Source organism: Pseudomonas sp. B34(2017), assembly GCF_002112915.1.
GTDB lineage: Bacteria > Pseudomonadota > Gammaproteobacteria > Pseudomonadales > Pseudomonadaceae > Aquipseudomonas > Aquipseudomonas pharyngis.
This window is the reverse complement of record NZ_NEJA01000002.1, coordinates 514657-540859: the sequence shown is the minus strand read 5'-3', so window position 1 is coordinate 540859 and position 26203 is coordinate 514657. Positions and strand designations below refer to the sequence as shown.

Annotated in this window: 20 protein-coding genes and 2 pseudogenes; 8 read left to right on the top strand and 14 right to left on the bottom strand. The window is 60.0% G+C overall.

Translation table 11 applies throughout. From position 1 onward, the window contains the following. Nucleotides 1-12: 12 nt before the first annotated feature. Together CAF80_RS29205 and CAF80_RS29200 are read right to left on the bottom strand one after the other, a co-directional pair. Nucleotides 13-540, bottom strand: a pseudogene (locus CAF80_RS29205) (methyl-accepting chemotaxis protein); the annotation flags it as partial. Between the two features lie 333 nt (nucleotides 541-873). Beyond that, a pseudogene (locus tag CAF80_RS29200) lies at nucleotides 874-2004 on the bottom strand (cache and HAMP domain-containing protein); the annotation flags it as partial. A 382-nt stretch (nucleotides 2005-2386) separates the two neighbouring features. Between CAF80_RS29200 and CAF80_RS07880 the strand changes: the two are divergent. Beyond that, on the top strand, nucleotides 2387-2920 hold the full coding sequence (locus tag CAF80_RS07880) for a hypothetical protein (protein ID WP_039768142.1): 534 nt from the start codon (nucleotides 2387-2389) through the stop codon (nucleotides 2918-2920). 40 nt (nucleotides 2921-2960) lie between these two features. On the opposite strand, the gene CAF80_RS07875 is transcribed toward CAF80_RS07880, so the two are convergent. From CAF80_RS07875 to CAF80_RS07855, 5 genes are read right to left on the bottom strand one after another with little or no spacing between them, the layout of a single operon-like run. After that, the gene (locus tag CAF80_RS07875; RefSeq protein ID WP_085667103.1) at nucleotides 2961-3878 is read right to left on the bottom strand and encodes a GNAT family N-acetyltransferase; all 918 of its coding nucleotides are present in this window, start codon (nucleotides 3876-3878) and stop codon (nucleotides 2961-2963) included. Further along, nucleotides 3878-5167: a phenylacetate--CoA ligase family protein gene (locus CAF80_RS07870; RefSeq protein WP_039768144.1), complete on the bottom strand. Its 1290-nt coding sequence runs from the start codon at nucleotides 5165-5167 to the stop codon at nucleotides 3878-3880. The genes CAF80_RS07875 and CAF80_RS07870 overlap by 1 nt, the downstream gene beginning before the upstream one ends. Next, a complete protein-coding gene (locus CAF80_RS07865) occupies nucleotides 5151-7601 on the bottom strand; it encodes an aldehyde dehydrogenase family protein (protein ID WP_085667102.1) in 2451 nt (816 codons plus the stop codon). The genes CAF80_RS07870 and CAF80_RS07865 overlap by 17 nt, the downstream gene beginning before the upstream one ends. 1 nt (nucleotide 7602) lies before the next feature. Then, nucleotides 7603-8733 carry an acyl-protein synthase gene (locus CAF80_RS07860; protein ID WP_085667101.1) on the bottom strand — a complete coding sequence of 377 codons (1131 nt, stop codon included), beginning with the start codon at nucleotides 8731-8733 and terminating at the stop codon, nucleotides 7603-7605. After that, entirely contained in the window at nucleotides 8733-9992 is a 1260-nt protein-coding gene (locus CAF80_RS07855; RefSeq protein WP_085667100.1) for an MFS transporter, read from the bottom strand. The genes CAF80_RS07860 and CAF80_RS07855 overlap by 1 nt, the downstream gene beginning before the upstream one ends. A gap of 61 nt (nucleotides 9993-10053) precedes the next feature. On the opposite strand from CAF80_RS07855, the gene CAF80_RS28835 reads away from it, so the two are divergent. Both CAF80_RS28835 and CAF80_RS07850 read left to right on the top strand, forming a co-directional pair. After that, nucleotides 10054-10416 carry a hypothetical protein gene (locus CAF80_RS28835; RefSeq protein WP_170928272.1) on the top strand — a complete coding sequence of 121 codons (363 nt, stop codon included), beginning with the start codon at nucleotides 10054-10056 and terminating at the stop codon, nucleotides 10414-10416. A gap of 136 nt (nucleotides 10417-10552) precedes the next feature. Further along, nucleotides 10553-10741, top strand: a complete 189-nt coding sequence (locus tag CAF80_RS07850; protein ID WP_039768149.1) for a hypothetical protein — start codon at nucleotides 10553-10555, stop codon at nucleotides 10739-10741. 18 nt (nucleotides 10742-10759) lie between these two features. Here the strand turns inward: CAF80_RS07850 and CAF80_RS07845 are convergent, their stop codons facing one another. Then, on the bottom strand, nucleotides 10760-11137 hold the full coding sequence (locus tag CAF80_RS07845) for a fe2+ zn2+ uptake regulation protein (RefSeq protein WP_074690934.1): 378 nt from the start codon (nucleotides 11135-11137) through the stop codon (nucleotides 10760-10762). A 294-nt stretch (nucleotides 11138-11431) separates the two neighbouring features. Here CAF80_RS07845 and CAF80_RS07840 point away from each other — a divergent pair, with 294 nt between their 5' ends. After that, nucleotides 11432-13768, top strand: coding sequence for an acylase (locus CAF80_RS07840; protein ID WP_085667099.1), 2337 nt, complete (start codon nucleotides 11432-11434; stop codon nucleotides 13766-13768). 62 nt (nucleotides 13769-13830) lie between these two features. On the opposite strand, the gene CAF80_RS07835 is transcribed toward CAF80_RS07840, so the two are convergent. Then, entirely contained in the window at nucleotides 13831-14832 is a 1002-nt protein-coding gene (locus tag CAF80_RS07835; RefSeq protein WP_039768155.1) for a FecR family protein, read from the bottom strand. A 154-nt stretch (nucleotides 14833-14986) separates the two neighbouring features. On the opposite strand from CAF80_RS07835, the gene CAF80_RS07830 reads away from it, so the two are divergent. Further along, complete coding sequence (locus CAF80_RS07830) at nucleotides 14987-15256, top strand: PepSY domain-containing protein (RefSeq protein ID WP_039768157.1); 270 nt, start codon at nucleotides 14987-14989, stop codon at nucleotides 15254-15256. 48 nt (nucleotides 15257-15304) lie between these two features. Here CAF80_RS07830 and CAF80_RS07825 read toward each other — a convergent pair whose 3' ends face one another. Continuing rightward, complete coding sequence (locus tag CAF80_RS07825) at nucleotides 15305-20092, bottom strand: dermonecrotic toxin domain-containing protein (protein ID WP_085667098.1); 4788 nt, start codon at nucleotides 20090-20092, stop codon at nucleotides 15305-15307. Between the two features lie 207 nt (nucleotides 20093-20299). Between CAF80_RS07825 and CAF80_RS07820 the strand changes: the two genes are divergently transcribed. Further along, nucleotides 20300-21331, top strand: a complete 1032-nt coding sequence (locus CAF80_RS07820; RefSeq protein WP_039768160.1) for an Ldh family oxidoreductase — start codon at nucleotides 20300-20302, stop codon at nucleotides 21329-21331. A gap of 56 nt (nucleotides 21332-21387) precedes the next feature. Here the strand turns inward: CAF80_RS07820 and CAF80_RS07815 are convergent, their stop codons facing one another. After that, entirely contained in the window at nucleotides 21388-21705 is a 318-nt protein-coding gene (locus CAF80_RS07815) for a YqjD family protein (RefSeq protein WP_007957537.1), read from the bottom strand. Nucleotides 21706-21858: 153 nt separating this feature from the next. Here CAF80_RS07815 and CAF80_RS07810 point away from each other — a divergent pair, with 153 nt between their 5' ends. Further along, nucleotides 21859-22113, top strand: coding sequence for a hypothetical protein (locus CAF80_RS07810; protein WP_007957535.1), 255 nt, complete (start codon nucleotides 21859-21861; stop codon nucleotides 22111-22113). On the opposite strand, the gene CAF80_RS07805 is transcribed toward CAF80_RS07810, so the two are convergent. Further along, nucleotides 22114-23028, bottom strand: coding sequence for a LysR family transcriptional regulator (locus CAF80_RS07805; RefSeq protein WP_039768161.1), 915 nt, complete (start codon nucleotides 23026-23028; stop codon nucleotides 22114-22116). An 84-nt stretch (nucleotides 23029-23112) separates the two neighbouring features. On the opposite strand from CAF80_RS07805, the gene CAF80_RS07800 reads away from it, so the two are divergent. Then, complete coding sequence (locus CAF80_RS07800) at nucleotides 23113-24036, top strand: carbon-nitrogen hydrolase family protein (RefSeq protein WP_085667097.1); 924 nt, start codon at nucleotides 23113-23115, stop codon at nucleotides 24034-24036. A 142-nt stretch (nucleotides 24037-24178) separates the two neighbouring features. Here CAF80_RS07800 and CAF80_RS07795 read toward each other — a convergent pair whose 3' ends face one another. Further along, nucleotides 24179-24652 (bottom strand): LEA type 2 family protein, encoded by a 474-nt coding sequence (locus CAF80_RS07795; protein WP_039768163.1) that lies wholly within the window; start codon nucleotides 24650-24652, stop codon nucleotides 24179-24181. A gap of 70 nt (nucleotides 24653-24722) precedes the next feature. Next, the gene (locus CAF80_RS07790; RefSeq protein WP_085667096.1) at nucleotides 24723-26189 is read right to left on the bottom strand and encodes a nucleobase:cation symporter-2 family protein; all 1467 of its coding nucleotides are present in this window, start codon (nucleotides 26187-26189) and stop codon (nucleotides 24723-24725) included. Nucleotides 26190-26203: the final 14 nt, after the last annotated feature.

Sequence of the window (26203 nt, the reverse complement as noted above, 5' to 3'; positions counted from 1 at the left end):
ATGACAAAACGGTCAGCGAACCTTGAAGCGCCCCATGATCGCACTGACCCGGCTGTTGGCTTCCAGCAACTGGCGGGTGTTGAGTTCGCTGGCCTGACCGCTTTCCACCAGCTCATCAACCATGTGGCGGATCTGCACCATGCTGCGGTTGATCTCTTCGGTGACCGCGCTTTGCTGTTCGGCGGCGGTGGCGATCTGGGTGCTGAGGCTGTTGATGTGGCTGACGGAGCCGGCCATCTCGTCGAGGCCACTGTTGACTCGCGCCGTGGCATCGGCGGCCGACTGGCAGCTGGCCTGGGTGTTTTCCATGGCGCTGACCGACGAGCTCACGCCCTGGGTCAGACGGGTCAACATTTCGTTGATTTCGGAGGTGCTGGCCTGGGTGCGGGCGGCGAGGGCTCGTACTTCGTCCGCTACCACGGCAAAACCGCGACCCTGTTCACCGGCGCGGGCCGCTTCAATCGCAGCGTTGAGCGCCAGCAGGTTGGTCTGGCCGGCAATGGCGCCGATCACGCCGAGGATTTCAGTGATGCGCTGGGCGTCCTGCTGCATGCTTTCGACCTTGTGGGTGGCGCTGGCCACTTCGTCGATCAACGCCACCACGCTGCTTGACGCTTCGCCAACCACCACGCGCGAGCGATCGGCGTTTTCATTGGCGCGTTGGGTGAACGCGGCGGTTTCGGCAGCATTTTGCGCGACGCTTTCGGCGGTCGAACTCATTTCGTTGATCGCGGTAACCGTCTGATCGGTTTCCGAAGCGTGGCGCAGCAGAATCTGGCTGGTGTGCGCCGAGGTGCGTTGCAGGTTGTCGAGGCTCGAGGCCATGGCGCCGGTGGCCTGGGTGACTTCGCCGATCATGTTCTGCAGGTAGGCGATGAAGGTATTGACCGAGTGCCCGATGGCACCGAGTTCATCTTCAGCGCGGATGGTGATGCGCCGGGTCAGGTCGGCATCGCCGCTGGACAGCGAATCGATGTTGGCTTTCAGCGCTTTCATGCGCGAAACCAGTTGGCGAATCGCGTAGACCTGCAGCAGCACCAGCAGGATCACCAACGGTATCTGCAACAGGCTCAGGCTGCTGAGCACGTCATCACGCTGGGCGGTGAGCATTTTGGTCGGCAGCGCGGTGGCGAGAAACCATGGGGTGCCTTCGATCGGACGCATGAAGAACGTGCTGGCTTCACCGTTGTTGTCGAATTCGACGCGCTGCGCTTGCTCGCGGTTTTGCAGCCCGGCCTTGACCTGGCTGGCGAAGGTCGAGCCACCGGCCAGTTCGCTGATGTTCTTCAGCACGATCGGGCCACTGATGCGCGAGCTGTTGCTGATGATCTTGCCGTCGGCCTCGACGATCAGCATTTCGGCGTTGAGGTCTTTTTCCTTGCGCGCCACCAGATCGTTGAAGAAGCCCAATGTCACGTCGATGGTCGAGACGCCCCAGGCGCTGCCGTTTTTCTGGATGGCCATGGCGCAGTTGGTGCGCGGTTCGGCGCTGGCGTCATCTTTATAGGCAGCGGCCCACGCGCATTGGCCGCGCGGGGTCTGCATGCCGCCCTTGTACCAGCTCTGGTCGTAATAGTTGGGCGCCGCGTCGCTGTTCCAGAAGGTGTTTACCGCCAGTTTGCCGGAGGCATCACGGTGCCAGAACGTACTGAACTTGTTGCGTCCGGCCTCACGCTGGCCGGGCAACGGCCAGATGCCGCCGCCGAATACTTTGAGCTCGCCGTATTGATCCACCAGCCCCGGCAACACGGTGTCGATGGCTGCGCTGTCGAGCAGCGGGATGGTCTGGGTGATGCTGCGCTGTTGCGCCTGGACCTTGTTCAGTTCGCCCTGGATCTGCTCGGCCACTTCAGCAATGCGATTGAGCACCACCTGTTCTTCGGTATGGCGCAGCTTGGGCGCGACCAGCTGGCTGATGCCAACCACGGTCAGCACCGACAACAACAGAATGAACAGAACCAGAAACAGCGTGTAGCGAGCCTGAATGGTGCGGAATGCGGGCATGGAAACCGGTCCTTGAGCAGGGATTCTTATTGTGGGGAGGGGAAAAACAGCGCGGGTTTCATAACGTATCGTCGCGACGTCGGGAAGCTTTAGGTACTTGCGTCCTAAAAGATGCAATCCCGACCGATGGAACGTATCCGGCCTGATACACGAGAACTAACTGTCCCGAACATTAGAGCGATAAACCCACTTTCATCACATTGTCATGAACGCTCTGGTCCCGTATTTCCGGGGCTGTTGTCGGTTTGTATCGTGAATGTACGAAAATTGTAAAAAAGTGCAGAAAGGAGTTGGTGCCATTAGTTTGCCGGCCGATACTCCGGGCAACTCAAAAGTCGTCCAACAAGGAATTTTTCATGTTTTCCTCGCAAGGAGCCTGCTCATGACTATCGGCTATACCGGTGCCTGGCAACCCAAGGCGGGTTTGCTGGTTCGAGACACAGGAAGCTCGAGCAAACCGGTTTCCCAAAGCGTGAAGGTCAAGCAGATGCTGGCTATGGTCGGCAACGATCCCAACGCAATCAGCATCGCCGAGATGGACAAGCAGGGGCTGCACAAGAACATCAAGGGTTTCGATCCCACCAATGTTTCGGCCAAACAATTGGGCAGCCTCAGTGCAATGCTGCGCAGCCGTGGCCTGATTTCCGAAGTCACGTCCATTACTCTGCTCAACGCCGGCGACAAGTTTGATCGCTTCGGCATTCAGAAGGATCCGGACGCCAAGTTCAATGCGCTGGAGTACTTCGCAACGCAACTGGATACCATCCAGAACAACAATCTCAAGGGCAACAAGTACGCCAATACGTTGATCCCCGAGTACAAGAAAGCCATTTATGTGCTGCAGAACCTGCAGACTTATGGTCAGGGTGGGGAGCGCAAGCCTCCTACCGACAAGGGTGTCAGCGCCAAGGCGTGATCACGCAGGCCCGCCCGGTTAACGGAGCGGGCCTCGTCGTTCATGGCACATTGAGTTCCCGACGCCGCATGTCTGCCTGCAGACGTTGCATCCGCGGACAGTGCAAGGTCAGCGTTCCTGGCTGGAACCCGCGATGAAACAGCGCCAGCCATCCCGAGCCTTTTTCATCGGGCGCCAGCCCGGTGAAGGTGAAGTCCATGGTCGACAACTGGCGCCAGGCACTGTCGAAACCCTGCGCGAGTCTGAGCCTGATCGAAATCAGCCAATGGTCCGGCAACTGCTGCAGTTGCTTGAGCAATCCGTCGTCAAGCGATTCCAATAAGCCGTCATAGCGCCCCCAGCGCTGATCCAGTTGTATGGGGTCGCCGACCCAGGGTGATGGGTTGTCCCGTGTCCCGAACTTGTCGACCATCTGCTGCATGAACTCGCGACAGCCATCCGGCCATGCGAGTCTTGGCAACGGTCGCTGGTATCCGTCGATCTGGAGATAGCCGAGCACCAACGACTCCGGCACCGGTTCGCCAAAGGGCGAAGGGGCATGATCGGGTAGCAGCCCGGTGTTGTGAAACCCCAGACGGGCGGCCATCCGTTGCGTGTAGGGATGATGGGTCATCTGCTTGATCGTCACGCCGTGGCATCCGAGCGCCTGGGCATGAATCAGCAATTGCCGGCTCAGTCGGGTGGCAACTTTCTGGCCACGACTCTGTGGATCCACCACGCTCAATGCGAGTTCGGCGATGCGCGACTCCTTGTCGCGAATCAATGCCGCGTGCCCCAGAATTTTCCCCTCCGACACCGCAACCAATGAATGCCAGCGACCGCCGACATGGTTCTGCGTGATCATGCGCGGCAGGTAAACATGGGGCTGAGCGTATTGGTTGGCGTAGACCTTTCTGAAAAGTTGGCTGACGGCACGGGCGTCGCTGTTACGGTAACTGCGCAGGATCAGGGTTTCCATCAACGGTCCTCCCGGTGCAGATTGTCGTATACCCGCAGATCGACTACACGCTGCTGTTTACCTGACCGTGGATGGCGTGACAGTGACTGAATCGTGCAGCGCCGGATCTGCAATTCGAGCAAATGCCCGGTGCTCAATTCTTCGATCAATGGATAGGCTTCGATCAACGCACGGTGCAGTAACCGGTCTGCCTGCTCACCCGTCGCAGACAGGGCATCCGGTACCCAGCTCAGGCGCAGAATATCCCTTGTGCCTTCCTGTTCGATCACCAGTTGCCAGTCTTCACTGCCGGTAATCCGCTGTACGGTTTGGCCGATGGCCTGAGGCAGGAGGGTCAGTACGCCGACACGAACCCGCTGACTGTCGGCACAGCGTCCCATCAACGCGAATTTGCGCCGGGGAACATTACCGGGCTCTCGCCAACAGGCACGATCGCCGACCGGATATCGAATCAAGGGCATCAAGCGACGGGTCATGTTGGTCACCACCAGTCGTCCCACCCGGTTGCACCCGTCAATCACCTCTCCGGTTTCTTCGTCGAGAATCTCCAGCACGCTATGGTTGTCAGCCGCATGATGTTCGCCCAACGCGCAGTCACGTTGACTGGCGCCGATGAAACCGGCGTCGACACTGGCATAGCCCAGAGACGCAATGCGCGCACCGGGAAAGACACGGCCCAATCGTCGCAGCTGTGCCGGGAACAGGCTTTCCCCGGCGTAGAGCAGGGTGGTCACGCCCTCGAGTACCCGCCCGTGCTGCTCAAGCCAGGCCGCAAAGGTCAGCAAATGGGCGGGCAGTCCGGCCAGCACATTGATTCGGTGCCGAACGACGGCATCGGCGAGGATGGCCGAGTCGACATGACCGGTGAACGGAAATTCGACGATATCCGTTTCCACATGCGCCAGCGCATCGTGGGTGAAGATGAAACTGGCGTAGAGGTCGCCAGCGAAAAACAGGTTGGCGATGCGGTCGCCCGCGTTCAACTGGCCGCTGAGACTGCGACCGAAATCCGTCACCAGTGTTTGCCATTCCTGGCGCCGGAAAATCGAGAATTTGCCGGCGCTGGTGGTTCCCCCCGTCTTGAATACCAGTGCGTTTTCCAGAGAACCGGTCAGTGCAGGCCAGTGGTCGAGATCCTCGCTGCCCTCCCAGTAGGCAGCGGGATCGATCACCGGCAATTCAGCCAGCGAAGTGACGTGCTCGGGCACATCAGCGAAGTGGCCTGCGTAAAAGCTTGAATGGCGACGGGCAAACGCCACGAGCTCGTTCAACTCAATCCTTGTGTTCATGTTGCATTCCTTGCAAGTCAGTGGGCGGGACCACGCTGCGGTTGTCGATCACCTGCGGCGTCTTTCCGCTGTGTTTGTTTCGGGCGAACTGATCGATCGCACAGCGTTCTGCGTCCACCGTCAGCAGTCCCGTGCGGATGAGGGTCGCCAGCGTCGGGTAATCCAGCAGGCGGTCATGAACTTCGCGGGCGGGCAGCGAACTGCGAAACCGCATCCGCTCCAGCCCGTCGGGTGCGTGCTCCAGGACCAGCTGGAACTCGACCTGCAGATGCCGAGCCAGTGTTTCCAGACAGATGAAGTCCGTGCCGATGCGCAGCAGCCGGCCGTGACGTTGCAGCAGCTCGAAGCGTGGAGCCGGCAGCCCGCATGGACACCGGCCGGGTATCCAGCGGCCGCTGTCGCCAAGGTCGTATCGCTGAACGTCCTGGCCTTGTCGTTCTATCGAGGTGAACACCAGACGGCCGATTTCATCGCCATTCACCGGCTGATCGGCTTCAAATGCGACGATTTCCAGGTGTTGAATATCGCTCATCAGATGGAATACGCCATCAGACGTTGCCGGGCAGGCATGGCCGAGCGGCCCTGCGTCGACGCTGCCGTAAATGGCCGAACGGATAAGCCTGACGCCGCAGCTGTGCATTAATGCACGGCTCTGTTCACCGGGATGTTCACCGCCGAGAAAGACCTTTTCGATGCCGCCGTAGGCACGCAATCGGGCTTGTTCGTTGATAAACAGACGGTGGAGGGTGCTAGGCATGCCGACCAGCGTGGTGACACGTTGATCGATGATCATCCGGGCGATTTCGCGGTAATCATCATCGGCGGGCGCGCCCATCGGCAGATGAGTGACACCCAGTAGCTCCAGCACTTTGGAAAAGCTGAAGAAGCCGCCATACAGCCCGCCACTGAAGAACAGGTTCATCACGCGGTCGTGGGCCGGGTCGAGGCCTGCGGCAAACAGCCCGTCGGCGGCGGCACGCATTTGCCGATCAAAATCGCGGTAACTGAAACCCGACAACACCGGAACGCCGCTGCTGCCCCCGGAGCGGAAGTACAGGCGGGCCGCCGGATTGATCGGGCGGGTGACAAACGTTTCCTTGTTCATGATCGGGCGACCTGCGATGCACGGCGGCGCCGGTAGCGGATCAAGCGTGGCACAGGTAGACAGCATCGTAACCGGCAGGCTGACCGACACCCGTCGACTCAGGCGCTGCAAGGCATAGACACCGTCGTGGGGTTCGCCTTCGTAACCTTCGTGAATCGATACCGCGGGGGCGATTCGCGTGACGCCCGCCGAAATCAACGTTTGCGTCAATTCTGCCGTCTCGTGTTCGGTGCAGATCAGGGCGCAGCTTTGCAGCGCGTTTCGCCAGGGCAACAGCGTACGGGTGATTTGTGCGCGGGGCAGCGGTTTGAGCAGCACAGTGCGAAACAGCGGCGAGGGACCGAGTTGGCGGTCATGCGTCCAGATCACCCGCCAGCCTGGTGCCTCCCAGACGTGACCGGTGGTGCCGACAAAGCTGTGAGCCAGTTGCGCCATCGCCTTCACTGTGGTGATTTGCGAAGCCTCCTGAATTGAAGGCGTCAGGGTCGGCCATTGGTGTGCCCGACGGTCGAACGCCTCTGCCAGAGCATCGCCGATACTGCGCAGATCAGCCTCGTCATCGCTGTCCACCAGCAGCCATTGCGGGCTGGAGCAGGCCTGTTGATCGAGACGACAGACTTCGTCTGCCAGCGCATCCAGCGCCTCTGGCGACGCGCTCTGAGGCGTCAGGTAAACAAAGCTGATCCGATGACCCCAGTCGATCCAGCGGCATCCTGCCGGGAGTTGTTGACGGATGGCTTGCAGGGCCGCTTCCCCGCCCCAGGCGGAGACGCCGTTGGCCCATTGGCACAGTTGGCCGATTTGCGCAGTCGTTGCCGGGATGACCGCGACGTGGCCGGCTATTTGACCGGTAGCGTCGCACTGCGCCAATGCATGCAGCAATCGGGCTGTCAGTCCTTCGTCACTGCTGCTGGGACGTAGCCAATTGACGTTGCCGGCCAGCAGGCTTTCGATCACGGCGCAGAACGCCAGCAGGGGCGCATTGCCTGGCGTGATGTGAACCACCAGGCCCAGCGGGCTCCAGCGTTCGAAGCGTGATTGGCGGTAGTCGATGCGGCGCAAGGTATCCGGTTGCTCACCCAGCTCGCGTGTCAGCTTGCGGTTCAACGCCTCAGGCTGGCAGAACTGGATCAGGGACTGCCGGTGGTCGGGATCGAGGTGCCGATTGAAATCCGGATCTTGCAGTCGTGTGGCGAAAGCGGCCACCGCATCGATGACTGTCGCACGCCGGAGTGCCGTACCCAGGCGCTGTGGCAGGTCCAGGTTCAGTTGATCCAGTGCATCGGCGAGCCGGCAGTCGGCATGCAGCTGTCCGTTGATCAGGTACATGTCAGTGCCTCCCCAGCAATTCGGAAGCGGCCATGGCGCAGCTTCTGCCGGCCGTGGTCGCGGCGCGGCCGTGCAATTCGAACCAGTCTGCAGACAGACCACAGCCACAATTGGCGCCCGGATGCAGGGTGGCGAGATCGCTCATGACTACCGCATGGGCCGGACTCGATGAAATGTAAGGCGAAACGAAACTCAGCAAGCCCTGACGGCCATACGGCAGAACCGTGAAATCGGATGGATTGCGCACGAAGACCTTCGAATAGACGGGAACATGGAAATGATGATGAGCACATTCAAGGTAAGGCACCGGATGCTCGACCGCGCCGTAACCGTCGCGGCAGCGGGTGACTTGGAGCCCCAGTTGTCGGTGCATGCGCTCGTACAGTTGTTGACGGGGAATTTCCTGCGCGGCATGGGTTTTCCAGCCACCCCCGAAGAGCGCCAACGAGTCCGGTGCCAGTTGCAGTTCGCGAACGCCGGTGGCTCGCATGCGTTCAAGGGTCTGCCAGAGAAAGGCGGGAAAGCCGAGAATCCGCACCGGCAGTCCTTCTTCGGCGAATGATTGCAGCGCTGCAATAACGCCGAAACTGTCGAACTCATGGCCGCTGCCGGTATGGCGCAGGGCGTAGGTCACCCGGTTGACGGGCGCGAACCGGCACAGGAACTGGTCGGTAAAGGAGGTTCCCAGGCTGATCGTGCCCTCGGGCTCGTAGCTCAAGAGCAAGTAGTTGCACGGGGTTTGCGGGTTGTTCCAGCCATAATGGTGAAAGATGCGTTCGACCATGTACTGGGCGGCGCTCAGGCTGCGTTCGTCGTAACGCATGCGGCTTTTCTGCCCGCTGGTGCCTGAGGAGGTCAGCTCCAGCGCGTGGGTACCGGTGGGGCTGAGCAATGGGTGCTGCTTGAAAAAGCTGGCGAAAATCGGCGGTAGACGCGACCAGTCGTCGAGTCTGTCCAGATCGTCCACGGTCAGCCCGTTGGCGTTCAGCCAGCGTTCGTAGCCCGGGGTATGCAGGCTGTGGAAACGGCTGATCTCGGTCATGGCCTGGTCGAACAGCCCGTCTGGCACGGAATCCGGGCAATAGGGTTGCGTCAACGCGCAGAGCTTGTCGCTGTGGGGGAAATGGAACATCAGACGTCCTTATCGTTATGGTGAACGGTCGGCCTTGCCGCAACAGGCAAAAACCGGTTGAGCAGGGGCAGGCACAGCAGGCCGCCGACCGCGGCCCACAGCGCAAAGAAATCGAGGCGAAGGCCGCCGCCGATGGCGGCAATCAACGATCCACCGGCACCCATTACGGCAATCGAAATCATGCCGATCGCGGCCGAGACCAGTCCTTTGCTGTCATCGCTGCAAAACAGCGCCAGCCGATACAGGGCTGCGTTGCTCATGCCCAGCCCTACGGCGTACAGCGCGAGGCCGGCAATCAGTGCGGTGAGGGAGAGACCGGTCATGGCAACGGCCACCAGGGTCAGCAGCCCCAGGCAGTACGGCCACAGTGCCAGGCGAATCAATTGCGGCAATTCACGTGTGGGCAGCAACCGGTCGAGAATCAGATTGCCGAGAATGACGGCTGAAAAGACCGGTATCTGCCACAGGGCATATTCCCGCGTTGTCAGCCCCAGTGACTGGATCAGCAACAGCGGTGCAAGACCGATCCAGGCGATCAGCGGCAGGCTCATCAGGCCAAGTGCAACGCAGGTCCCGAGAAAGTTTTTGTTGCACGCCAACGCAAGGTATCGAACACCGATCTGGCGAAGGGAAAAGGCCATGGGCGGTTGCTGAGTGCCATCACGACGGACCACGCCGATGGTTTCGGGCATGCAGACGTACAGTCCGGTCCATGCAAGTACCGCAACCGTGGCCAGGCCGATAAACAGTTCGCGCCAGCTGAGCCATTCCAGCAACAGGCTGCCCAGCAGGGGACCGATCAGCGGCGAAAGCAGCGCCACATTGCCGAGCAGCGCCATCAGGCGTACGGCATCAGCTTCGCAGAATACTTCTGAAAGCGCGGGATAGCTGACAGCCACCACAAAGCCCAGTCCCATGCCTTGCAGCAGCCGTAACGCGTTGAACGTTTCAATGCCGGGCGCGAGCACTGTCGCTGCGCACATTGCGCTGAACAGTGCGCAACCTGCCAGCAACAACCGGCGTCGACCGAACCGGTCGGACAGAGGCCCGATCAGCCACTGCAGGCATGCACCGCCGATCAGGTAAAGATTGAACGCGTTGGGGATATGACGGGCATCGGCTTCAAGATCCCGAGTGACGGTCAGCATCGCCGGCATGACCATGTCGCTGGCCATGTAGGTCAGCCATTCGAACAGCATGATGGCGAGGCAGAACCCGAGCGCTTGCCGGGGCGAGAGATTGATGAGAGTCCTTTGCATACGCTTCCACGAGATTCGAGAGAGAGCGCAAAGGGTAGAGGCGGGGTCAGACTGTTCCTACATGAATGCTGTGACGCTCTATGACGGGGGGTTGCGTGATGTTGCACAAGTCGGGATGCCTACTCGCAAGGGCGAATTGCCTGACAAGATAATGAATAGAGTCTTAAGAAAAATGCCCACATTCCTGTGGGCATTTCGGCTGACATTAAATCAGTTGTTGCATTTGAGTGAAGGGACGCTGGCATCCTTCCCGCGAATTGAATCAACGATGGTAATAGTAGCCCGGACCTTGCGGCGCATAGTGGCGATGATCGCCATGCCAGCCGCCGTGGGGAAAGATGATGCAGCCGCTCAGGGTAAGCAGTGCAAGGACAGGAATCAGCCAGGTGATTCGACGCAGCATTTCAAGGATCCTCATGGTTAATGCCGTTTGAAGCCAAAGCTCTTCATCGGCTGTAACATGAGACCCCGTTTACAGCGGCGCATCCCCGTCAAACGGTATGCGCATGGCATCAACCCCGATACAAACCCGATACATTCCAACGGTTCAGGAACCTGTAATGACCCAGAAGCAACGCTTGAAATATTCGATTCTGATCGCCCTCGCCGTACTGCTGATCATGCTCGGCCTGTCCTGGCTGCAAAACGCCGGCAAGCTCAGCGAGCAAACATTTCAGTACATCGCCATCGGTGTGGCGGTGGTGGTTGTGGTAATCAACGGCGTGATGCGCCGCAAGGTCAAGCCCTGACAGCGTCTGCCGCGTGCTTCAATCGTGGTTGAGCACGGCGGCAGCCTGGGGATGGAGGCTGTAGCTCTTGTCGTCGTTGAACGTGATCACGCCTTCGGCGCACAGGCGCTTGAGCACTTCACGTACGCTGAGAAAGGACAAGGGAATGTCCAGATCCAGCAACTGGCTGTGAACACCACGCACACCAAGACGACGGTCGTCCTCGGCGGCGACCAGCAGGGTGTCGATGACTTTGAGGCGAATCAGGCTGGTGCGCAGGCCGAAGCTTTTAAGCAGCATACGGATGCGTTCATTGCCGTGACGCTCGACCCGTTGCCCGAATACGTCGGCGTGTGAACCCATGTGCGCTCCTTGTGGGGTCTGGCTACCTTCCGATGGTAGGGGTGGGTTGTACATGCGATTACTCCTTTCAGAGCCTGATCAGGAAAGGTTTTTCGTGCTCTCTCTAAACAAGACGTTTCAGCTCGACAAATCATGAAGCGGAAAATGTAGAAAATTTGTCGTGGTTTTGTCTTTTCCCCGTGATTGCGGCACGAAACGGGTGTGTGACCGACTAAATTTTTTTCCCGCGGCTTCGTTTTCTGGACAGGCTCATTGCGCGTGACGCGTGGGTGATTTCAGAGCGAGCCGGGCCCGACGTGTTCACGGTGGCGGGCGGTTCGCTCTACAGCATTTCGATCAGGAGCGAGCGTGACTATTTCCAGGCATTTCACCGGACTGACCCTTGCCGGCCTCTTTCTCGGGCTGAGTCTGCCGGCACAGGCGTTCAGTCCTTCCGGCCAGACCGGCGCGGATATCCGTCGCACCGGTTTTGGCGTACCGCACATCCGTGCGGAAAACGAACGCGGTCTCGGGTTCGGTATCGGTTACGCCTATGCGCAGGACAATCTGTGCCTGCTGGCCAACGAGATCGTCACGGTCAACGGCGAGCGTTCGCGCTACTTCGGGCCGGAACAATTGACGGTCGAAGAGCGCGAGAACCGTGTCAGCGACGTCTTTTTCCAATGGCTCAATACGCCGCAGGCAGTCAGTGCCTTCTGGCAAGCGCAGCCGGTCGAAGTGCGTGATCTGGTGGAAGGTTACGCCGCCGGTTACAACCGATATCTGGCCGAGCGCCGTCAGCAGGGTCTGCCGCAACAGTGCCAGGGTGAATGGGTGCGCGATATCGCTGCCGAAGATCTGGTGAAGCTGACCCGTCGTCTGTTGGTCGAGGGCGGTGTCGGCCAGTTCGCCGAAGCCCTGGCGGGTGCTACTCCGCCGCAGGCCACTGCGAAGATTGAAAACGATGCGCGGGCCTATCAACTGGCGGACACGCGCCTGCAACGCTTCGCACTGGACCGTGGCAGCAACGCGGTGGCGGTGGGCAGCGAGCGTTCGTTCAATGGCCGCGGCATGCTGCTGGCCAACCCGCATTTCCCGTGGGTCGGTGGCATGCGCTTCTATCAGATGCACCTGACCATTCCGGGCAAACTGGATGTGATGGGCGCAGCGCTGCCGGGTCTGCCAATGATCAATATCGGTTTCAACCAGCATCTGGCCTGGACCCACACTGTCGACTCGTCCAAGCACTTCACCCTGTATCGCCTGCAACTCGATCCGAAGGATCCGACCCGTTACCTGCTCGACGGCCAGTCCCTGCCGATGAACAAGCAGACGGTCACCGTGCAGGTCAAACAGGCTGACGGCCAGGTGGTGCCGGTTGCTCGTGACGTCTACAGCTCACAGTTCGGCCCGATCGTGCAGTGGCCCGGCAAGCTCGACTGGGACAACCAGTACGCCTATAGCCTGCGCGATGCGAACCTCGACAACGACCGGGTGCTGAAACAGTGGTACGCCATGAACCGCGCCGGCAATCTCAAGGATCTGCAGGATTCGGTGCACACCATTCAGGGCATCCCGTGGGTCAACACCCTGGCCGTGGACGACAAGGGCCAGACGCTGTACATGAACCTGTCGGTGGTGCCGAACGTCAGTGCCGACAAACTGGCCAGGTGCAGCGACCCGCGCGCCGGTCTGAAAATGATCGTGCTCGACGGTTCCAACAGCGCCTGCACCTGGGACATCGACCCGCAAGCCGCGCAGAAGGGCATTTACGCTTCCAGCCAATTGCCGCAGCTGTTGCGCAAGGACTTCGTTCAGCATTCCAACGATTCGGCCTGGCTGGCCAACCCGGCACAACCGCTGACCGGCTTCTCGCCGCTGATCAGCCAGGACGGCCAGCCACTGGGCCTGCGTTCGCGTTTTGCGCTTGATCGTCTGGCGACCCTGAGTAAAAAAGGCCCGGTGTCGGTGCAGGATCTGCAACACATGGTGATGGACGATCAGGTGTTTCTGGCGACTCAGGTCGTACCGGATCTGTTGAAATTCTGCGCTTCTCAGTCTGAAGCGGCGCTGAAATCGGTGTGCAGCAGCCTGAAAGCGTGGGACGGCCGGGCGAATCTGGAGTCGGGCGTCGGGCTGGTGCATTTCCAGAGCATCATGCAAGCGATGCAGGAGTCGCCGCAGGCCTGGCGCGTGGCGTTCGATCCGAAGGATGCGCAGCGCACCCCGCGTGGATTGGCCGTTGAAAAGCCCGAAGTGGCCAAAGCATTGCGCGAGGCGATGCTGGCGTCGGCCGAAACTGCCGCCAAAATGGGCCTGACCGAGAAAACCCGTTGGGGCGATGTGCAGGTGGTCAGCAGTGGTGGCCAGCAAACGCCGATTCACGGTGGTCCCGGCACGCTGGGCATCTACAACGCCATCCAGAGCGTGCCTCGTGAAGACGGCAAGCTGGAAGTGGTCAGCGGGACCAGTTATCTGCAAGTCGTAACGTTCGACGATAAAGGTCCGCATGCCCAGGGCTTGCTGGCGTTTTCGTTGTCCAGCGATCCGGCGTCGAAGTATTCCCGGGATCAGACCGAGGCTTTCTCGAAGAAGCAGTGGAGCGTGTTGCCTTTCACCGAACAGCAGATCAAGGCCGATCCGCAGTATCAGGTGCAGACCGTGCGCGATGATCTGGAAAAGGCGGGGAAAGTCGCAGCGCAGTAATCAGCGGTTTAATCCGTCGACAGTCGCAAAGGCAGAAGGCCGCTCCCTCACGGGAACGGCCTTCAGTTTTTTGGCGGTTGCTGGGGGATCGGGTTGATCACCGGGTTGCCGTCCTTGTTGCGGGTCAGGAACACCGGCAACACTTTCGGCAAAGAACTGGCGAAGCTGTTCAGCTCCTTGATGTTGTAAATGCCGCCGACGCGGATCGAACCGGTGGCGTTGTCGGCCAGCATCAAGGGTTTGTCCAGATACCGGTTGATTTGCGGTAACGCTTCGTTCAGCGACAGGTTGTCGAGCACCAGTTTGCCGCTGCGCCAGGCCAGCGAGTTGTCATTGGCATAGGTCTGGCTGATTTGCGGGATGTCGTCGCCGTGTCTGTAGCGTGCCTGCATCGAGGGGCCCAGACGCAAGCCGTCACCGCCCAGACGGGAATTGCCGGTGACCAGCACAGAGCCCTCGATCAGGTTGACTTTCACCTGATCCTCATACATCCAGACATTGAAGCGGGTGCCGGTGACGCGAATCCTGCCTTCGGCGGCCCTGACGATGAACGGGTGGTTCAGGTCGTGGCTGACTTCGAAAAACGCCTCGCCTTTCTTCAGGGTAACGTGACGCTCGTCCTTGTAATTGCTGAAGGTCAGCTCGGTGTTGAGGTTCAGCTCGACCTGGCTGCCGTCCTCCAGGGTGACATGGCGGACATTGTCGGTGGCCGCGAAATGCTGATAGCTGTCAGGCAGCCAGCCGAGGTTCCATCCGGTCCAGGCCGCCAGCGGCAAAGCCAGTGCACAGACAGAAGCCGCCACGGCGTACTGGCGCCACGATCTGACCGGTTGGCGAATCGGCAAGACCGGTGCAGTTTCCGGACGCGGCAGGTGCTCGGCGACGTCCCATATCTCCAGCATCGCCTCATACTCGAACGCGTGAAGCGGGTGTGCATTGCGCCATTGCTCGAACGCCTGGCGCTCTTCGTTGGTGCAATCGACGGCGTGCAGGCGCATGCACCAATGCGCGGCGGCATCGGTGATCGCATCGTAATCGGCTTCCGAGAGAGTGTTCTGGGTCATTGACTCGTCCTGATTTCCCGCATTCTAACCTTGAGGGGAAGGTGCCGAGAACAAGCGTCATGTCATTTACCCATCAAACGTGGAACTTTTTAACGCCAGGATCCCCCAAAAACCAGGACATCCCATTAACACTATCCACAAATGGAGTGAAAAAATGATCAAAAGAACCTTGGCTGCTTTCGTCGCTACCGCCAGTCTCCTGAGTGCCGGCGCGGCGCTGGCCGACCGCCCGGGCGCAGGATGGATCACCATCGAAAAGGCCATCGAAACCGTAAAAACCAAGGCCGGATATGTCGAGGTCTACGAAATCGAGGCCGACAACGACGGCTATTGGAAAGGGGAAGGGCGCAAGGCTGATGGCGCGGTGTACGAATTCCGTATCGATGGCGCATCGGGCAACGTCCTGCGCGATCAGAAGGACTGATCCCGAACGCAGTTGCGCAGGTGTTGAACCTGCGCATTTTTCCAGATTCTACGGGGCCGGCACGGGATCCAGCTGACGCCCGACTTCACAAATCAGGCGGGCTATCGAATCGGCGTTACGCAGGATGACAGCGATACGGGCGTCCGGAGACTGCTGGTCGAGAAATGCATCACGCGCCTGCCGAAGATTCTGCGTACCGGTCAACCGCAGGATTTCCGTGTGGATCAGTTCCATGCCGGGCACTTTGTCGACATCGACCCAAGTCTTTAGAACGGTGTTCCATTGCGCGAACAATTGTGAGCGGGGCGTGCTGAGCGACAAGGCTGAACGCTGCTCGGAGTCAAGTTCGTTGTACAGCTTCTTACCCTCGGTCGTAATCGTTGATATCAACTCTATGAACGGTTCCCGCGCCCTGAGGGTAGCGATATCCAGCGCCTTGCTGAATTGATGGGAAAACTCGTGTATCAACGTCGACGCCTGCGCATGGCCATCTACATCGAACTGCTCAAGCATGAAGAGTTTGTAATGATCCAGCTGCTGTTGGAAAAAGTGCTCGGTGAAATGCACGCGTTTTTCTGTATCGCCTTCCAGTACAAATGCGATGACGTCATGCAGCAATTTGTTCGAGCCGACAACGAACCGGTCGGTATTGAGTAACTCATCGGCTGGGTCCACCAGCGCATTGCAGATGGGCACAATCGCCTCGCTGATCCTTGTGAGAATTGCGGGTGTGATCTTTGGCACATTGAAGAAGTCCTTCAGGAAGCTGTTCACCCGCGAATGGATGGCGCCGTTGGCGAGCGGGACCAGGTTATGCAGACAATAGAAGGCGTAGCGTCGGGCCAGGTCGATTGCATTCACCAGCGCCCGGGCTTTCAGAGGAAACCTGACTCGGATTTCATCCATTCCCTGCGCCTCGATATTCAGCATGATGCGGCGCAGGTTCGCGAGGCTATTGCGTTCGATCATTCTGCCGAACGCCTGGCCGTAGTGGACGATCTGGTCATCAGCGATTCGCACCATGCGAGGGCCGGTCTTCTGGAACAGCGGCCCCTTGGCCCCAGCGTTTGCCAAACGCCAGGCGTTACCGTTTTTGACGACCTGATAAACCTTGCCATCAACCGCAGCAAAATCGCGGTTGCGCGATACCTGCAGGTAAGTGCCCTGGTTCGGGCTGAGCTTCAGATCCTTGAGTGCGATGTCTGTCACCTCGAACGATTGCAACGATGTGCGTCCGGGCGAAGTCAGATCGATGTCGGCCAGGCCTGATACGACGGTTTCTTTTACCTGTCCTGCTACCGTTGTGGTTTCGCCCGATATTTGCGGAAGCAGACCCACTTGCACCATTTGTGCTGCGCCCTGGACAAATGATTTGAGTGCCCGTTTCCAACGGTGATTCTGCAGGGCCTCGGCGGAATCCTTGAACGCGTCATAGGCTTTCCAGAGAATGGGAATGAAGCCAAGTTTGCCCGGCAATACACCGCTGAGCCGTCTGATCTGCTGGCTGAACAGGGTCTTCGCCGTCTCCCAATCGAACGCCGAGTCCGTTTTTTTCTGGGCGTTCAAATGCTGTTCCAGAAGCATGAGGTTGTCGTTGTAGAAGTGTTCCAGCAGATTCCCTTCAATTGCCTTGATGGCGAGCTTCATCTCGCTGGTTTGACCCATGGAAGACGCCAGCAGGTTGCGAAATATCGCGCGCTCGCTGTCAGGCAGTCGCCGCAGCAGCAGGTTTTGTAGCAGCCCCGGCATGTTGAGGGCTGCAATCAGTTTTTTTTCGTCTTCGAACTCCTGGAAGATCTGCTCGGCATACGGCGCATAGAGCACCAGGGGACCCTTGTGCCCGCCGCCTGGAGTAAAAACGTATATCCCCTGCACGGATACGGCGGTGGCTCCGGCAGTCTTGATCAGCGCCAGCGGGCAAGCGATGGCATGTGCGTCTTGCACCGCTGCTCGGGCAAGGGCATCGGGCATGTCCAGTACCTGCTGAATCAGACCAAAGGCACTGCCTGACAGATGTTGCTGCAGTTTTGCTGCGTGGGCGTGTTGCAGCAGCTGCCAAGGCAACTGACGGAAAAAACGTTGCTTGCGTTTATGGCTTCCGGGGTCGCTCGCCGACAACGCGCTGACCACTTTGCGGGCATAGGTGGTGGGTATCTCCAGTGACAGCAGCATTTGCGTCACGGCGCTGTGGTCCAGTGTGGTGGGCAAGGTGGTGGCGTTTTTCGAGGTGATACTGAAACGGGTGCCTTGGGCGACGTTGATGTGATTCAGGGCAAATTCGACCAGTGATCGCGCGGGGCCGGCCAATGCCAGGCTGGGGGTGATTTCAATCTCATGCGGGTCCAGACGACTGTCTGGAAACCGGCTGTCGAGCATCGATTTCAGTGTCTGCTCGACATGACTGACCAGTGAGGGTATGCCGGACAGGTAATCCTCGTCGTCAGTGACGCTTCGATACCACTGTTCCAGTATCTCCACATGCCGTTTTTGCTCCTGGACCGGGGCCATCCCCAGCCAGGCGGGAAGTGTCTGCTGAGTGGCAATCGCCCGGGCGTGCGCGCTGGCCAAGGACAGATTGTCGGCCAGGCAAACATCACGCAGTTTTTCCAGCGCCTTGTCACGGCGTTTGGTGTCCTTGACCCGTTCACGCACTTGTTGGCAGCGATCCAGATAGTGGCCGATGGTGGACTGCATGCACTCCTGCAACACATTGCCATGGATATATTGAAATGGGCCAAGGCTGTACCGTTGATGAGGCAGGTATTGCGAAGGCACGATGTTTTCCAGCAGTAAGAGGCGTTGGTCGCCGTCGTTCAGGCGCCGTTTCAATACCTGCCGGGCAATGGCTACGGTATCGAAAACTTCCAGCCCGAGGGCGGGCGTCCACAACACGGCGCGGCCCGAGTGCTGTTCATCGAGCCCGCCCCGCTCGGTGATGAAGACGCAATGGGCCAAGGGCACCGGCGTCGGATGGGCGGAACACTCGAGCGTCAACGTGTAGGCATCCGGGCGGAAGCCATTGAGGGCGGAGCGCTGTGCACGACTCGGCTGATCGGCATTGATGACATTGCTGACTATGGCCTGCATCGAGGCATTCAGGGACCCATTGAGCAATCTGAGTCGGGCCTCGCCGTTGACCCCCAGAAACCATGCCTGTGCCAGATCCGGTTTCAGGCGCTCGAGCCAGTAGCGCTGGATCGCCAGATTCGCCATCGGTTGAGCCCTCAGTTGCTTGAGGATGGGCGCAGCCACCGAATCGAATGTCTTGATCGCTGCAAGCGCCTTGTCCGCCAGCACCATGGAAGGTTGCTGGTTGCCGGAGATCACCGGGTGCGTGCTCCACCGTCCCCCTGTATCGATTTTCTGCAACTGAGCGTGGATCATCGAGCGGATGTCCAGGCTCTTGTCGAACAGCGCATGCAGGTTCACGGCCCCGTCGCTGTGGCGAAAGACTTGCAGCGCATATTCGATGTTCTGCCGTTGTTTGGTGATGATTGACTCGAACAGAATTCTGAAAATGTCACCGACAAGCCGCTCGCCGGACACCTGCGGTTGTCCGAAGCCGAGAAAACGATTGCGTTCTTCCAGGCTCAGCAGCCCATAGAGTTCGTCTTCGTGGCCCTTGGCGAGGAATTTTGCCTTCAGCGTATCCTTGAGGTCCCTGTAATCCTTGAGCAATTGCAACCCTTGAGCGGGCGTGTAGAGGAAGGCATGAGGCTCACTGATCATCAGTGAGCCCGCCAGTTCTACAAAATTGGCTTCGCGCTCCCAGAAACGTACGTTTTCCACGACTGGAAAGTGAACGGCCTGAGTGACCGGTCGAATCAATTGCTGCAGCGTGTTGAATTGACCGGCATCGATGACACCGCTTTCGCGCCTGGACATCCATTCGTTATGTGCCTGATCTCCCAGCGCCTGGCCAAAGAGGGTACGTCGCGACATTCCGAGAGCGGATGGCGCATCCCAATAACGCTCCAGGTGCCGGAACAACAGCGCAGGCAGTTTGTTTGCGGCCTGTTTCACAGCGTTTTCCCACTGTGCCTGATCACCGGTCGCCGGGGTCCTGCCCGGATTGGAAAAGCGCGGTGGTTGCGCGGTTGGCCAGTTCTGGTGGCGGTAATAGGTCAGTACCGCATCACTCAGACTCATGAAGTCGAACCAATGACCGTCGCTCATGCGTTGTCTTTCGTCACGGTCTCCAGCGGTTCGATCGAAGCTGACCTGGGTGCGGCTTTGCGACAGTGACCTGAAATGAGGCTTGAGCAGCTCATCCAGCACCGCATCCAGAAGCTGTCTGAGTGTCGGAAGTTTTTTCAGCTCTTCGCACATCATTTCGGCGTTCAGCAGCAGGCACTGTTGAAAGTCCGCCGATTGCTCGGCGAAGGCATCGCCTTTGAGGTTGGTGAACGTTATTGAAATACGCTTCGCATCCTGCAACCGCTGGCGCAGTGGCAGGGCCAGAAATGGCAGCAGTCTGTCTTGCTCATCGACGTCGTTGAGCCGTTGTTCGAGCCGCTCTTTCAAATCGGTACGGTTGGGGAACTTCTGGATGCCCGCCTGTGGGGTATAGAGGATCAGCCCCTTGTCGTCCGGCGTTTCACCGATGACAAACGCGCCAGCCAACGGCAACGGCTGCACTTCGGCAGCGTGAAGCAGAAGACGCTCTATCACCATCGGCGGGTCTTGCTGGCGGCGCAGGGCGTCGGACGTCAGCCTGGCATGGGCGAGCCATCGGAAATCCTTTTCACTCAAGCCATGGGCCTTGCCCAGTTTGGGCCACAGACCCGGTGAGTCAAAGGTTTCGGGGAATAACAACGGTGGAGTGGGGGCTGACATCTCGAGTCTCGATAAGGGCGTTTGCACGCGTGGATTGATCGAAACCCGAGGCTAAAAAAATCGTGTCTGGTGCCGGTGGTAAATACATATCGCGCCCGGGTCGATGCGCATGCCAGGGTTGACAGGTTGTCGGCTGCATGTGGTTAATCGCCGTTGCGGGTTGTCCGTTCGCTGTTGTTCCCTCCAATAATTACTCTGGAGCTTCAGATGTCTGCGCCACACGATCATTCGCTCTCGTCCACGGTGTCCCTGGACGAGCTGACTCAACTGCTGGAAAAGATTTTCACCCGTCACGGCACCTCGGCCGAAGTCGCCAGAACGCTGGCCGCCAATTGCGCCAACGCCGAGCGGGACGGTGCGCACAGTCACGGCGTATTCCGGATCCCCGGTTATGTCTCGACGCTCAACAGCGGCTGGGTCAACGGCCAGGCTGTACCGAAAGTCGAGGACGTGGCTTCAGGGTTCGTCAGCGTCGATGCCGGCAACGGTTTTGCCCAGCCTGCGCTGTCGGCGGCACGTGCGCTGCTGGTGGAAAAGGCCCGCAGTGCCGGGATCGCGGTGTTGGCGATCCGTAATTCCCATCACTTCGCCGCGCTGTGGCCGGACGTCGAGCCTTTCGCCGATGAAGGTCTGGTGGCGTTGAGCGTGGTCAACAGCATGACCTGCGTGGTACCCCACGGTGCCGACCGGCCATTGTTCGGCACCAACCCGATCGCCTTCGCCGCACCCCGGGCTGACGGTGCACCGATCGTGTTCGACCTGGCCACCAGCGCCATCGCCCATGGCGACGTGCAGATCGCAGCGCGCAAAGGCGAGAAACTGCCGGCGGGCATGGGGGTCGACAGCCTAGGCCAGCCGACCTGCGACCCAAAGGCGATTCTGGAAGGCGGTGCATTGCTGCCGTTTGGCGGACACAAAGGCTCGGCGCTGTCGATGATGGTCGAGCTGCTGGCCGCCGCGCTGACCGGTGGCAATTTCTCGTTCGAGTTCGACTGGAAGAACCATCCCGGCGCCAAGACCCCGTGGACCGGTCAGTTGCTGATCGTGATAGATCCAAGCAAGACCGCTGGGCAAAGCTTTGCCGAACGCAGTCAGGAACTGGTGCGGCAGATGCACGGGGTAGGGCTCAAGCGTTTGCCGGGGGATCGGCGGCATTTGCAGCGGGCTAAGTCACTGGCCAAAGGGATCGAACTGGATCAACAGACCCTGTCGCAGCTGCGTGAACTGGCCGGCGAATGAGTTTGTGCCTGGCATGAAAAAGGCGAGCCCGAGGGGCTCGCCTTTTTTGTTCGCGCTCAGCGGCGACCGAGCAACAATCCGACTACCAGGCCGAACCCGGCGGAAATCGCCACGGTCTGCCACGGGTGCCCGCCGATGTAGCTCTCGGTGGCGTCCACCGCCGGTTTGGTGCGGTCACGCACGCTGGTGACCGAATCCAGCGCCTGCTGCAATTTCTGGGCGATTTGCCCGCGCAGGGTCTCCGCTTCCTCGCCGACCAGGGATGCACTGCTCTTGAGCAGTTTTTCCGACTCTTCGATCAGCGCCTGAAGTTCGCTGAAGGCCTGGTCCTTGATTTGGTCTTCGGCGGCTTGAACGGCGGTTTTCCGGGCCATTGGGTGACTCCTTGCAGGTGAATGGACAGTGAACAATGGAGTGTGGCGCGCCTTGAAAAGTTGCAGGGATTTTCCATCCGGAACAAAAACCAGCGTCAGAGGTTTCCGTCCAGCGTGTAAGATGTCGCCATTTCATGCAGCAGGTAATTCCCGATGAGTTTCAATCTGGCCGACAAATCCCTCGCAGAGCGCGCCGCGCTGGAAGATGAGAAATCCCGACTGTTCGAACTCTGGCAGAACAATCTGGGCAAAGCCAAGGGCGAAGCCGCGCGGTTGTTCGGCGAGCGCTCCAAGCGCAAGGGCAAATGGGCCGAGTTCGTGCGCGCCGAACTGGACGGCATGTCGCCGCCGGAATTCGCCAACATGGTGCGCAGTGAAGTCAATCGCCTGATGGCGGCCAACAAGTAATCACTCGGCCCTGAAACTGGCGCCTATCGCTTCGCGCACCGTCAGCACCACCGGATCGATCTGGGTGCTGGTGCGCCAGCCCAGTTCGATCGGGTAGCGCGGCAGCGCCAGCGGGCAGGGCAGCAGCACCAGCCCGCTCAGTGAGGCAATGGCCTGCGCGGCGTGGGTCGGAATGGTCGCCACCGCCTCGCTGCCCTTGAGCAGATGCGGCAACGCCGCGAAATGCGTGGTCGAGGCGCAGACCCGGCGAGTCCGGCCCAGCGCCGCCAGCCCTTCATCGGTGATCCCGATAAAACCGCCCGACGACACCAGAAGGTGCTCGCGGGTGACGAATTCTTCCAGATCGATCTGCTGCTGGCCCGGCGCCAGACTCGCCGGATCCACCAGACACGCGTAACCCCCTTCACCCAACACCTGACGGCTGAGCAGCCGCTCGGCAAATCCGCCGGCGGTGATCGCCAGATCGATGCTGCGCTCCATCAGCGCCCGGGCGACGATCTGGCTGTGGGTCTGGCGGAAAATCAGGCGCAGTTTCGGTGCGCGGCGGGCGATTTCCTCGATCAGGCGCCGGCCGTAAGCGATTTCGAAATCGTCCGAAAGGCCCACAGTGACCGAGCGTCCTTCGTAATGATTGGCGGTCGGGTCGACCATGGCCAGGCTTTGCCGGCATTTATTCAGGGCATCGCTGACCACCGGTTTCAACTGGTTGGCCTTGAGCGTGGGCGCCAGTCCCCGGCCAGTACGCACGAACAATTGATCGCCATACACCTCGCGCAGCCGGCGCAAGGCCGCGCTGACCGCCGATTGGGTTACGCCCAGACGCAACGCCGCGCGGCTGGCACTGGATTCTTCATGCAGGGCTTCAAAGACTTTCAGCAGGTTGAGGTCGACGGTTGCGATATTCATCTGGTTCATATCATTCAGCAGTGGATCGGTCTTTATTCATGATCCCGTGGCGCCGGAGAATGAGCAACACTTGAACTTCACGGAGTGACCGTCATGCCCAAATCAATCGTTGCCGCCCTGCAGATCGGCGCCTTGCCCGGTGGCAAGGCTGAAACCCTGGAACAGATCCTGAGCTGGGAAACCGCGATCATCGAGTCCGGCGCCGCGCTGGTGGTGATGCCCGAAGCTTTGCTCGGCGGTTACCCGAAAGGCGAGGGCTTCGGCACGCAATTGGGATATCGCTTGCCGGAAGGCCGTGAGGCCTACGCCCGTTACTTCGCCAACGCTATCGACGTGCCCGGTGCGGAAACCGAAGCGCTGGCCGGGCTGTCGGCACGTACCGGGGCCAACCTGGTGATCGGCGTGATCGAGCGGGCCGGCAGCACCTTGCATTGCACCGCGCTGTATTTCGACCCGCAGGCGGGTCTTGTGGCCAAACACCGCAAACTGATGCCCACCGGCACCGAACGGCTGATCTGGGGCAAGGGCGACGGTTCGACGCTGCCGGTGCTCGACACTCAGGTCGGCAAGCTCGGCGCCGTGATCTGCTGGGAAAACATGATGCCGCTGATGCGCACGGCGATGTACGCCAAGGGCATCGAGGTCTGGTGTGCGCCGACCGTGGACGAACGCGAGATGTGGCAGGTCAGCATGCGCCACATCGCCCACGAAGGGCGCTGTTTTGTGGTCAGCGCCTGTCAGGTACAGGCCTCGCCGAATGAGTTGGGCGTGGAAGTTGCCAACTGGCCGGGGGATAGACCGCTGATCGCCGGCGGCAGCGTGATCGTCGGGCCGATGGGCGACGTGCTGGCCGGGCCGTTGCGCGGCGAGGCCGGCTTGCTCACCGCCGAGATCGACACCGTAGACCTGGTGCGCGCCCGCTACGACTACGACGTGGTCGGCCACTATGCGCGGCCGGATGTGTTCGAGTTGAGCGTCGATGAGCGGGCGAAACCGGGTGTGCGTTTCACCGCATGATCTGACTGTCAATACAAAAACTGTGGGAGCTGGCTTGCCAGCGATGGGGCCGTATCAGTCACCGTCACCGTGGCTGACACTCCGCTATCGCTGGCAAGCCAGCTCCCATAAGGATTTGTGAACAGTTTGAAAGTTATGAAACCTACCAGGTGGCAGCACTGGCCCTGGGCAGACTGAGCTTGCCGGTATCGACAAAGCGCATCGTGCCAAACAGCCCGCCCGCCAGTTTGCCGCGCAGCACATAGGGCAGGTTGTCGAGGGTTTGGGTCTGGCTCAGGCCGAGGGTCTGGCGCAGCACCGAGAACGCGGAAATGCTCACCGGGACGCTGACGATGGTTTCGGAGAACCGTGGGATCGAGCCGGTCTGATCGCTCACACCCGACGCCAGCGAATGGCCGTTGACCTCCAGATCCAGCGCGATGCCGTTGTAGTCGATGGGCGTTTCGTTGGGGTTCTGCACCCGCAGCTTGATCGCGAAGCGTACTTCCAGATCCTGGCTCGGCAGCGGTTCGAGGCCGACCACGTTGATGTTCACCGGGTCGCGGTTGGGGAACAGCGCACAGGCGCTGAGGGAGAGCAGAAGCAGGGACAGGATGACGGCTTGGAGGCGGCGCATTGATGCTCTCTCATTGAAAAAGGGCTGAACCGTTGCCGGTATCAGCCCTTTTTTCATCGAGCGGACAGGATCAGCGGTTCAATTGTGCGACAGCGGCCGGCGCGGCGGGTTCAGCTTTGGCCGGCAGGTCGGGATTTTCCATGACCTGAAGGATAGAGGCTTCCGGGTCGAAGTCATCTTCTTCCAGTTCGATGAATTCTTCCGGCAGGAAGATATTCAGCACGATCGCACACAGCGCGCCAACGGTGATCGGCGACTCGAAAATATTGCGCAGCGCCTGCGGCAGTTCACGCAGCACTTCCGGCACGGCGGCGATTCCCAGGCCCATGCCGACGGAAATCGCCACGATCAGCATGTTGCGCCGATGCAGGCCGGCCTCGGCGAGGATCTTGATCCCGGCCACCGCCACAGTGCCGAACATCACCAGCTCTGCGCCGCCGAGCACCGGTTTCGGCATCAGTTGCAGCACCGCGCCGATCATCGGGAACAGTCCCAGCAGCACCAACAGCCCGGCAATGAAGAACGCCACGTAGCGGCTGGCCACACCAGTCAGCTGAATCACGCCGTTGTTCTGGGCGAAGGTCACCATCGGCATGCTGTTGAACACCGCCGCCATGGCCGAGTTGAGGCCGTCGGCGAGCAGGCCGGACTTGATCCGGCGGATGTACAGCGGGCCTTTGACCGGCTGCCGGGAAATCATCGAGTTGGCGGTCAGGTCGCCGGCCGCTTCCAGCGGCGACACCAGGAAAATCACCGCCACCGGCACGAACGCCACCCAATCAAAGTTGAAACCGTACTTGAACGGCACCGGTACGCTCACCACTGGCACTTCGGGCAGGTTGGCGAAGTCCACGGTGCCCATCAACCACGCCACCACGTAGCCGAGGGTCAGGCCGATGACGATTGCGCCCAACCGCAGGAACGGCACGTCGACCCGGTTCAACACCACGATGGTGCCCAGCACCAGCGCCGCCAGGAACACATGGCTCGCCGCGCCCAGATCCGCCGCGCCGAAGCCGCCGGCAATGTCGGTCATCGCCACTTTGATCAGCGACAGGCCCATCAGGGTGATGATGGTGCCGGTCACCACCGGGGTGATCAGCATGCGCAATTTGCCGATGAACTGGCTCAGCACCACTTCGATGAACGCCGCGAAGAAGCACACGCCGAAGATCGTCGACAGGATTTCATCGGTGCCACCGCCCCGGGCCTTGACCATGAAGCCGGCGCTGAGAATCACGCTGATAAAGGAAAAACTGGTGCCTTGCAGGCACAGCAGCCCCGAACCGACCGGGCCGAAGCGCTTGGCCTGAACGAAGGTGCCGAGGCCCGAGACGAACAGCGCCATGCTGATCAGGTACGGGATTTCGCTTTGCAGGCCGAGGGCGCCGCCCATGATCAGGGTCGGGGTGATGATGCCGACGAAGCTGGCCAGTACGTGTTGCAGGGCGGCAAACACCGTTGCGGTGAAGTGCGGACGGTCGTTGAGGCCGTAGATCAGATCGTTGTTGCGCGGGGCTTTTTCAGAGACGGTCATGGTGGTTTGCGTGC